The 10,372-nt window shown below is 57.0% G+C and carries 8 protein-coding genes; all 8 read right to left on the bottom strand.

Annotated elements, in window-relative coordinates; all coding sequences use genetic code 11:
* Nucleotides 1–91 precede the first annotated feature (91 nt).
* Complete coding sequence (locus JW953_12915; GenBank protein ID MBN1993594.1) at nucleotides 92–1,222, bottom strand: LysM peptidoglycan-binding domain-containing protein; 1,131 nt, start codon at nucleotides 1,220–1,222, stop codon at nucleotides 92–94.
* The gene (locus JW953_12910) at nucleotides 1,219–3,039 is read right to left on the bottom strand and encodes a hypothetical protein (protein MBN1993593.1); all 1,821 of its coding nucleotides are present in this window, start codon (nucleotides 3,037–3,039) and stop codon (nucleotides 1,219–1,221) included. The genes JW953_12915 and JW953_12910 overlap by 4 nt, the downstream gene beginning before the upstream one ends.
* Before the next feature lie 19 nt (nucleotides 3,040–3,058).
* Complete coding sequence (locus tag JW953_12905) at nucleotides 3,059–3,622, bottom strand: response regulator (protein ID MBN1993592.1); 564 nt, start codon at nucleotides 3,620–3,622, stop codon at nucleotides 3,059–3,061.
* Nucleotides 3,609–5,636 (bottom strand): glycosyltransferase family 39 protein, encoded by a 2,028-nt coding sequence (locus tag JW953_12900; GenBank protein ID MBN1993591.1) that lies wholly within the window; start codon nucleotides 5,634–5,636, stop codon nucleotides 3,609–3,611. Before JW953_12900 ends, JW953_12905 begins: the two co-directional genes overlap by 14 nt.
* Nucleotides 5,626–7,284 (bottom strand): hypothetical protein, encoded by a 1,659-nt coding sequence (locus JW953_12895; protein ID MBN1993590.1) that lies wholly within the window; start codon nucleotides 7,282–7,284, stop codon nucleotides 5,626–5,628. The genes JW953_12900 and JW953_12895 overlap by 11 nt, the downstream gene beginning before the upstream one ends.
* 1 nt (nucleotide 7,285) lies before the next feature.
* Complete coding sequence (locus JW953_12890) at nucleotides 7,286–7,501, bottom strand: hypothetical protein (GenBank protein ID MBN1993589.1); 216 nt, start codon at nucleotides 7,499–7,501, stop codon at nucleotides 7,286–7,288.
* Nucleotides 7,502–7,535: 34 nt separating this feature from the next.
* On the bottom strand, nucleotides 7,536–8,111 hold the full coding sequence (locus tag JW953_12885; GenBank protein MBN1993588.1) for an HDIG domain-containing protein: 576 nt from the start codon (nucleotides 8,109–8,111) through the stop codon (nucleotides 7,536–7,538).
* A gap of 184 nt (nucleotides 8,112–8,295) precedes the next feature.
* Complete coding sequence (locus tag JW953_12880) at nucleotides 8,296–10,242, bottom strand: hypothetical protein (protein ID MBN1993587.1); 1,947 nt, start codon at nucleotides 10,240–10,242, stop codon at nucleotides 8,296–8,298.
* Nucleotides 10,243–10,372 lie beyond the last annotated feature (130 nt).

Below are 10,372 nucleotides of genomic sequence, written 5' to 3'. Positions count from 1 at the left end.
TGTTACCTTGCTACCTGTTTCAGCGGCAAAAACTTTTCTGGAGCACTATACTGATGCAGATTGAACCTTAGCTTGAACATTTTGGGCCGCTTTACCACCACTCAACCGTGCGCAGTTGATCAGGAGTGGCCAATTCAACTCCCACCGGCGAGCCGGTCGCATCGGCCCCGGTTTGGCGCATGATGGCTACGCTCCAGGTGACCACGCCGGCTGACGGGCGGTCCTTTTGGCCAAAGCGCCAGCTATTGCCCTTGGTCCAGTGCGCCGTATAAGAACCATCAGGCCAGGCCAATTGTAAAACGTAGAACTCGTCAGCGGTCAGCCAGCCGGTGGCGGTCCAGTTAAAGAAGAGGGTGGAGCTATTGACAAACTGGCCGTCGGCGGGGGCCAACAAGTTTGGCGGCAAATAACGCGGCGTGGCCGTAGGAGTGGCTGTAGGCATGGGGGTGGGGGTGGGCGTGGCCGTAGGCATAGCCAGAGGAATGATGATCTCCTGGCCTTCGTAAACCAAATCCGGGTTGACCTCCGGGTTGGCGGCAAAAATTGTATCCAGGGGCGTGTCGTATTTCACCGAAAGGTCGCCCAGGGTTTCGCCCGCTTGAATAACGTGGATGATTTGCGGCGGTAGTTGGTTATCGGCCGTATCCCAATTAATGGGACTGTCGGGCACCACCAACACCTGGCCTACCCGCAACATGCGGCTATCGGCCAAGTTGTTCATGGCCGCCAATTCTTCCACAGATACTTGATACAATTGGGCAATGTAATAAAGCGCCTGGCCGGCCTCAACTACATGGGTGCGGGGGGTGGGCGAGGGAATGATGGTGGGTGAGGTGGTGGGGGGAGGCGTAGCCGTGGCTGTGGGGGGGCGAAACAAAGCCGGCGTGGCCGTAGCCGTGGGTGTAGGCGTAGCCTGGGCCGCCTGAACCACCTCATGGTAAAGCGGCTGATACGTGTTAACGCCCCACACCAGGCCCACAATAACCGCCACCCCCAGGGTAACGCCCAGCCAAGAGCCACTAAAAGACGCGGCCAGGGGCAAGCTATCCACCGGCCGGCCGCACATCATACAGGTGGTGGCTTTTTGGGCTGCCGGCGCCCCGCAGTGCAAGCAACGTCGCTGGCGATGGTAATGAATAGTTGGTTTGCCGCAGAAGGGGCAGCGGGTTTCAAAGTTTTTTAAGGCCGCGCCGCAGGCTGAACATTCGGTCATAACGGTCAATTATCGGGTATCCGGGAGGATTTGTCAATTTTGAGGGCAAGCGGAAGAATGACGAGCAGGGCCAGGCCGCTGATGATACCGCCCGCTGTTCGCGCGGGCGTGCTGCCCATGCGTAACAGCACAATGTGTTCGCCCGCCGGAACGTCAACCGTGATCAAACCGTAGGGCGGCTCAACCCGATGCGAAAGCGGTACGCCGTCCATGCTGACCCGCCAGCCGGGATAGTCGTAGGTATAAAATTGCAGCGCGACCGGCCCGGCGGCGACCACGCGCACCTTGTCCGACTGCCCCCCGTGATGCAGCGTTTCCACCGTGCCCTGCCCGGCGATGAGGCCGGCCACCGTTAGCGGTTGGCCGTTGAGATATTGCGGCTCCATGGGGCTGGTGTGGGGCTGCTCCCGGGTTACCGACACCATCCCCACCCGGTCCGCAATAGAGGCCCGATCCCAATTGATCACGGCCAGGGGCGTTTCAGCCCAGGCGGGAACTTGAGTGTATTGGGGCAGGGTATAGGGAAAAGAAGCCAGGATAACTACCAGGCAGAGAAGGTAGAGCGACGGATATGGGGTTTGCGGTTCGATTGTTGAGCCTTCAATTTTGTTGGGGATGGGTTGGCGATTTGCGTAATTTGCAAATTGAGACCCTCCCACCAGCGAAAGCGTAAAGGCCATCATGCCCAACAAGCGCCAGGGAAATTGAACCAATGCGGCAATCGGGAGAATTTGCCAGACCGGTTTAGCCAGCGGCGACATCAATAAAATGATGGCGATGGTGAAAATCAAGAAAAACAGGGCGGTGCCGCGATGCGGAAAATCGCGGCGGATGATAGCGATCAGGGTAAAAGAGGCAAGGGCAACGGCCACAATGCCTAACTGGTACGAAAAATCATCCATCAGGCCCGCGCCCGCATAGCCGTAACCCCACTCCGGCGATAAAAATTGCGAAAAGTAAACAAAGTGTTGAAGATAGTCGTAACTGCCGCTGGTCCACTGTTCTACCTTAACAAAGCGCATTTCGGCCACAAGGGGGATAAGATAGATGGCCGCCAGCGCCAGGCCCAACCCCCCGGCGGCCAGCGCATACAGGGCATGCCGGGCCAATCCCTTCAAATGGAGCCGGGTTTTGGCCACGATCAGGTAGAGGAGATAGATCATTAAAAACGGGCTGAAAGTAAAAAAAGAGGTGTGGTGGGTGAGGGCCAGCAGCCCGTAAACCAGACCGGACCCTGCTGCCCGCGATAAGCTGGGCGCAGCCATTAATTCGGTGAAGGCCCAAAACAAAAAGGGAATAAGGGCCAGGGCCACAAATTCGGCGTAGGCGCCGCGCACAAAAATTTCAACCAGGTGAAAGGGGATATACATGTACAACACCGCCGCCAGCAAAGCCGCCGCAGGCTCAAATAATCGCTTTCCAAAACCATACATGCCCAGGCCGGCCGCAATGGTGGCCAGCGCGTATACCGTTTTAACCGAGGCGGTGAAGCCCAAGCCCAACAGGTGCACAATCTCGGCGGCGTAAAAGGCCAGCGGCGCATACAGGTTAAAAAGAGGATAGCCATAACCAAACGAAAAATCCGGCGACCAACGCGGCCAGAAAAAACTATCGCGGAAGGTCTGGTCAAATTCCACCAGAAAAAAAACGCTGTGTTTGGCGTCGTGGGCGTTGAAAAAATAGGCGGGCGTGAGCAGCGGCCCCCAGGCAAAAATGGAAAAGGCCAGGATGAGCCAGATATTGGGGTCAAAATGAGGCGTGAAAATATGCGCTTTCTTACGCCTTATTTTTGTTGTTTGGCCTTTCTCATTGTTTTTAAAGTTCATTATTCTCAACCTACCTGAACTACCCTAACCACATCATCGTAATCACTACCGTCACTAAAATAATCAGAAAAATAAGCCCCAGCAGAATAACCACGCCCAGGGCGGCCGGTTTGTTTGCATCTCCCACTACCTGGGCCGTAATTTCCCGCCGTTGAGAGACCCGCCTTAATTTGCCCCGCACGCTGGCCAGCAAATCCTCGGTTTTGAAGGGTTTGGTGAGATAGTCGTCCACGCCCAATTCTTTGCCCCGGCGAATGTCGGCCTCATCTTGTTTGGCGGTTAGAAAAATAAAGGGGATGTGGTTCAAATAGGGATTGGCCCGCGTTTGTTCGTAAAAATCGTAACCGTCCAGCACCGGCATGAGAATGTCTGATAAAATCAAATCAGGCAGGTATTTGACCTGACCACCAAACCCCTGTTGGCGTCTTCGGGCCAGGGCCGCTTCCAATCGCTCCAGGGCGTGCCGGCCGTTTGTGGCCGTCCACACTTGATAGCCGCCTACGTCTTCCAGCATCAGGCGGATCGCCTCAAGCACCTGCGGTTCGTCATCAACCACCATGATGAATAATTTAGCTGCTTCCATAGCTGCCGTACTCCCCTGCTTCCCTGCTACCCTCTTCTGGCAACAGGCTAACCCTGCCGTGCCACCTGCGCGACGCTAACAACAGTCCCCCACCCACTAAAAATGATAAAAAAGAAATCCAGCGGCCCATTATCCTGACCGGCGTGTCTTCAAACCGGATCTCCAAAAAATGGAAACCGGGCGGAATGGGCACCACCAGCCAGCCTTCCAGGTAAGTGACGCTGAGTGCGGGCCGGTCCACAACCGGCCCGATCCGGGTGACCGGCCCCACTTCTTTATCCAGATTGCCGTCGTCCGGCCCCAAATCCTCATAAACGTAGGCCCGCCAGCCGGGATAGTAGGGCGTAAAAAACGTGACCGCCTGCCCTTCTTTTTCGGTTCCTACCCAAAGCAGTTCGTGCTGGCTGTCCATTTCCATGGAATAAACGCCCACGGTGTTATCGGCGGGCAGGGCGGCGTAATGCACTTTGGTGCTGATCTGCCCGCCCCGCACTACTTTTTCGGCCAGGGTGGACCAGTTGGGAATACGCCGCACCCAGGCCGTTTGACCCGTCATCTCATCGGAAGATTGTTGAAAGCGAAATAAAGCGGCTTCACTGACCGGCCCTTCGGTGGGTTTGGGATCGCGCACCTGGGCCTGCACGTAGGGATAGCTGGAGAGCAAAATGAGACAGGCCAGGATAATGACGGGCAGCGGGAAAAGGAAGGGCGGCTGAGGGGCGGGCGATGTTTCTGTTTCTTGAATTTTGTCGCCGGCCAGGATGACCCCGGCGGCAATGGAAATGTAGGGCGCCACCACTACCAGGAGTCGCCAGGGGAATTGAACCAATTGGGCCAGGGGCAGCAACGCCCACACCGGCGTGGACAGCGGCACGGTTAAAAAAGCCATCACCAGGGTGACGCCCTGGAAAAAGTAGAGCGTGCGGCGCACGGCGGTATCCACCAGTTTGGGCGTCAACCAAAAAGAGAGGATGAACAGAACCGTGGCGGCCAGACCCAGTTGAAAACCGGTTTGGTCATCCGGGCCGGGGATGCTGGCCCCAAACCCCCATTGAGGAGAAAAGAGCTGAAATACTTCCACAAAATCATCGCCAAAAGCAAAACGCCCGCCAAACCACTGGTCGGTGCGCACAAATCCGGCCTCGGTGAGCGCGGGCAGCAGGTAAACGGCGCTCAGGCCCAGGCCCAGCAGCAGCACAAATAAGGCCGGCAAACCGGCAAGAAGAAGCGCCAGGTAAGGATTGTGTTTCCTTCGCCAAACGTAGGGGGCCATCCGCCGGCCGGGCGGCGGAGCGGGCGGTTGGCTCTCAGGCCGGCGCCGATTTTGCCAAAATTGCCAGCCCAGCATGTAGGCCACATATAGCCCCAGAATGGCGGTGAGGATGAAGGCCGAGAGGGAATGAGTGAACATAAGCGCGGCATAGGCCAGCGCGGCCCCCACCAGGGCGGGCAGCCGGGGCCGGGTGACGGCCCCGTAAAAGCCCCATAAAACCAGGGGCACAAAAACAAAAGCCACCGATTCGGCCAGGTCGGCCCGCACGTACAGGTCAAACAGGTGGTAGGGCAGGTAAACGTAAGTGAGCGCGGCGATCAAACCGGCGGGCCGGCCCAGCAGCCGCCGGACAAAAAGGTACATGGTCAAGCCGGATAAAACCGCCGACAGGCCAAACACAATTTTAACCGAGGTGACAATGTTAAAGCCAAGCAGGTGAAATGCCTCGCCCGCGTAAGAGGCCAGCGGGCCGTAGACGTTAAAAAAGGGATAACCATAACCAAAGGCCATGTCCGGTATCCAGCGGGGATACCACACCCCATCCCGGATCACCTTATCAAACTGGTGCAAAAAGTAAACCGAGTGCCGGGCGTCGTGCCCTCCCCAAAAGTAACCCGGCTGTAAAAGCGGCCCAATCACGGGTAATGAAAGCAAAAGCGTTAGCCACACATAGGGGTCAACCCCGGCCAATTTGTGGGCGGTGTTCAACTTCTCACTTCTCATTTTTATTTTATTCGACATCCAGAATCACCCTCCCTTCCGCATCGTTGCGCACAGGCAGGCGGGTGAGGGTGGTTTCGTGGTACAGGCCCACGAAAACCCGGTAAGGGCCGGGCGGGGCGTTGGCGGGGAAAAGAAGGGGGTAGGAGTCGGCAATCAATTCGCCCGGGATCCATTGCGAGGTAGGATAATGGCCGGATTGGGGCTGGCCGTCGAATTGGGCGATGACCTGGCCGGTGGGGTCAACCAGGTGCACAAAAACTTTCAGGTCTTCGGCAAACGGCCGGAGCGGATGCCAGGTTACGTTCAGGCTCAGAATGTCGTTGGCCCGCAAGGGGCCGTGGACGGCCAGCGGAATGGCCGTTTGGCCGCGGACAAGGCCGGCCGTATGGTCGCCGGTTAATACGGAAAAATCATGCGCCAACAGGGCGACCTGTGTTTCTGCGCCCAGTTGCGCCTGGCCCAGTTGCGCCTGCGGCCCGGAAACCATCTCCGGCCGGGGCCGGATGAATTGAGGCGAAAGGTAATGGTAACTGCTAAGGATGATCACCAGAATGATACTGCCCAGCAGGGGCAGCCGGGCCAGTTGTTCATCCAACCAAACTGCGGCCCCGGCCAGCGCGGCCAGGGCCAGACCGGTCAGGCCCAATAATTGCCAGGGATAGGCGAGGGTGTTGGCCAGCGTGTAGCCGGGCCAGATAGGTAGCCGCCATACCCCGGCCATTACCCCCAGTTGGAGCAGAATCAATGCCACGGCGAGGGTTAAAAAGAAAAGCAGCCGCCGGTCGGCGCGGTTGGCCGGCCCGCCGGGGCGTAACCATAAAAGTAACGTGATCGTGGTTAAGCCCACCCCGGCCAAACCTAACTGGAGAGACAGGCCATCGTTCCAGCCGGGCCGGCTGGGGCCAAAACCCCAGTAGGCTGAAAAGAGTTGAAAAGGGTACAGAAAGTGGTCGGCAAAATTGGGCGCGGAGGGGGGAATAGCGGCTAGAGATAGAGATAACCACAGCGCCGGCCCCACGCCCAACAAGGCAACCAGAATTGGCCGGAGGGATTGTTTGGGGTAGACGGCCAGGAGCAGGGCCACCACCACCAAAAACGCCCACAGGGTCAATCCCAACTGGCTCAGGCCCAGAACGAACCAAACCAGGGCCGTCATTATCAAAAAGGGGAGTTTGGGCGAGGTAATCAGGGAGGTGGTGGTCAACATCGCCCAGGGCAATAAGCCCCAAAATAGCGCCTCGCCCCAGGCCCCGCGCACGTACACCGCCACCAGCCGGTAAGGCAGATAAGTGTAAACCAGCGCGGCCACGAGCGCGCCGGGATGGCCTAGCCAACGCCTGAGCCACAGAAACATGCCCACCCCACCCAGGAGCCAGCCCAGGCCCGCCTCTATTTTTATGGCCGCGGCAGGCGAGAAAGGCAACAACGCCGCCAGGTAATAGGCCAGGAGGCCATCGCCGCGGAGCGGGTCAAATTTGAGGGCCAGGTGGGGCGTCCAGGTCAATGCGCTGGGGGCGGCTCGCAAATCCAGCACATTCCATAACGGTCCAAAGCCGCTATGGGTTTGGATGTAGCCGGGGTAAAACAACGGCGCAATAACAAAGATTGATAATATTACTACCAGTCCCAGTGCGGCGGGGGTTGACAACCTGAACACAGACGGCAAATCACTCTTCCTCCAGCATCTCGGCCAGATGTTTAAGATGATTGGAGATCACACGTACAGTTTCAATGATGCGCTTCAGGTCCTCCTGAAGTTTGGGCGATATTTCTTCGTTGAGCAGGCTGAACTGGGCAATGCTGACAATGGTGGATAACTGGTTAAAGGTTTCATGCATTATTTTAGCGGGAGTAGCGGGAGTTTGTTGAATTTCAGAGGTCATATTGGGGGTCCTTATCTATATCTGACTACAATATTTAGTTTGCCGGCCCGGCCAAACCCAATTCAAGGGCGGTGGCTTGCATAGCGGCTAACACAATGTTGATGTGTTCATTTAAATCTATATTTAGGGCATTGGCCCCTGCTTCAATTTCTGCGCGGTTAACGCCGGGGGCAAAGGCTTTGGCCTTCCACTTTTTGCGCACCGACTTTACCGTAACATCGCGGATGTCTTTGGAGGGGCGCACCAGGGCGACCGCCGCAATCAGGCCGGTCAATTCGTCCACGGCGTAGAGCGTATGCTCCATCAGCGATTGGCGCTCTACGCCGGTTACTTCGGTGGCGTGGGAGAGGATGGCCCGGATAATTTCTTCGTCAACGCCCTGTTCCTGTAAAATAGGCGCGCCGGCATTGGGATGGCCGTCTGCGGCCACATCAGGGTAACGCTCGTAATCAAAATCGTGCAGCAGGCCAACCAGGCCCCATTTTTCCTCGTCCCGGCCAAAGTGGCGGGCGTAACCCCGCATGGCGGACTCAACGGCCAGCATGTGGCGGCGCAATTGCGGGCTTTGAGTATATTCGCAAACTAAATCCCAGGCTTGTTGCCGGTTCATGGTTTGTTCTCCTTCACTATCATACCCAAATAGAAGGCGATAGACAAACTTGGCGCGGTAGTATACCAAACGTATTTTGAAATTTCCGTAGCTCACGCATCCTATGCGTGAGCGGACGGCATAGGGATGCCGTCCTACGGAAAGCTTAGCGTGCGCTTGGTATATTTCAGTTCTACCGGCGGCGCTAAAGCTCTATTTCCCTCACCGGGCCAGCCTCATCGGCTTTAACATACACAATGCCCTTTTCAAATACCTGGGCGCGATACTCCACCCCCCGGTGGCGCAGCGGAAATTCCGACGAGAGAAACTCGCCCAAATGATGAGCCTGGGCATGTTGGTAGAGGGCGGAATTACGATTCACCGGAATAATGTATTGGCGCGCCGCGGCTATGAGCGCATCCTTTAACTCGGTGGCCGCAGCCGCAGCCTCGGCCGGCGTTTCGGCGCGAGGGCCAACAGGCGGCGCGGGCGTTTCCGGCGTTGGGGCGGGTTCAGGAGTCGGCCGGGCCGGGGCGGGTTCTTCTGTTTCAACCGGGGCCGGCGGCGCGCCTGCTTTGACTTTTTGGAAGGTCAAAAAGAAGCTGGTGGGCACGCCTTGCCGGGGCGAAACCTCATTGCCCAGGCCAGGGTTGACCAGCTTGTCGGAGGGCAGGTTATCCTGGGCCATGCTCACCCGGTAAGTGCCCAGCAGGCCCGTCATCAGGTAATTGCCCCAATACTGATCAATTTGCCCTTTGGTTTCCACTTTATCTACCGCGTCTTCCCGCTCTGCCTGAAACCTGGCTCCTTCCATTGGTTTGCCCGCCTCATCAAGCGCCCGGACAAAAATGTAAGCCCGGCCCTGCGCTTCCTGTTCGTCCGCCCAGCGAGCCTCAACCAGACGCCAGTGAGGTTTGGCGGGATCAGACACCGGCTCTAACAAAACTTGAGGCTCCAGGTATTTGAAGCGGTCGTCAAATTTGCGCCCGGTCAGGTCCGGGCCGGTGTAGAAATTTTTCATGCCCTTGGGCATGGGGCCGTCTTGACGCACTTTGCCGGGCCGGGCCTTGAGTTTAGGCACCACCGGCAGTTCGCCGTTGAGGCCAAACTGTTGGTCAAAATGATTGGTGAACCACGGCCCCTGATTTTCAAAGCCTTCGCCCCACACCCCAATGCGACCTACGGCAATGAGCCAGGGCATGCAGGCAAAATAGTAGTCCGGGGCTTCCTCCTGGATGTATTTGAACATGTCCTCCGTTAGCCGGCCGGTCCATTCGGGGGTGGGTTTGGGGTAGCGGGGATCGTCGCCAAAGGTGGTGCCGGCCCGCTGGCCCACATTGTAGCCGCCCTCGGTGGTAAAGATGGGGATGGAGTGGCCCACCGCTTCATTGACCAGGGCGTCAAAATATTCAAAGGCGCGGAAGCAGGTGGAGTCGGCCATAATGCTGGCATTGGGCTGTTTCAACTTTTTGCGCCACTCGTTCACCGTTTCAACCCCCATTTCCCAGGCCCACATGCCGCCTTTTTCTTCCCACTCTTCCGGCGTAAGCGGGACGCCCTGGGTGTTGACGGGGTCGTTGGGATAATCCAGGGGCCGGCCCAGGCAGTAGTTATGGATGGCCAGGCCGCAGTTGCCGTCCAGAATATCCTGGCGGCCTTTTTCGACAATGAGTTTGAGGGGATTGCCCCGCCCGCCGGGGCCAAAGGCCGGAAAGAGCAGGTAGCCGCCCACCTTGCGGATCATATCGGCTTCGATGATGAAATTATCTACCACAATCTCCAACCAATTGGGTGGGCGTTTACGATCTTTCCACTCCAGGTCCAAATCGGGTTCATTATTGGTTTCAAAGTAGACCGCCCCCATCTCGGCGTAACGTTTGACCGTCTCTATCTCCCGGCCACCGATGTGGCCCGGATTAGGCTCTTCTTTGTAAAACCGGATGACGGGCATCACCTGAATGTTTACCAGGCGTTTGACCAAGCCCATGGCCGAGCCGCCGCCATCATCCAGCACTTTAATCCATTTGAGCCGCATGGCCAGAATTTGCTCTTGCCAAAAACTCCAATTGTCTTTGCCCCAAAAATATTGGCTGTGGCTCCAATGGACGCCGCGGCCATTATCGGCAGGGGGACGGGGAAAATGATTTAGCATAAGTAAAACCTCCCGGGAAAATTGTGAATGGTGAATTGTGAATTATTAACTCGACTTTTGCAGCTAATTTAAGGTAAAAATCAGCATATATAGAACGAACTTTAACAATCAACAGGAATAATCGTGTACC

This window comes from Anaerolineae bacterium, from assembly GCA_016931895.1.
GTDB lineage: Bacteria > Chloroflexota > Anaerolineae > 4572-78 > J111 > JAFGNV01.
Note: the sequence above shows the minus strand (reverse complement) of the source record. Positions and strands in the feature narration are given on the sequence as shown.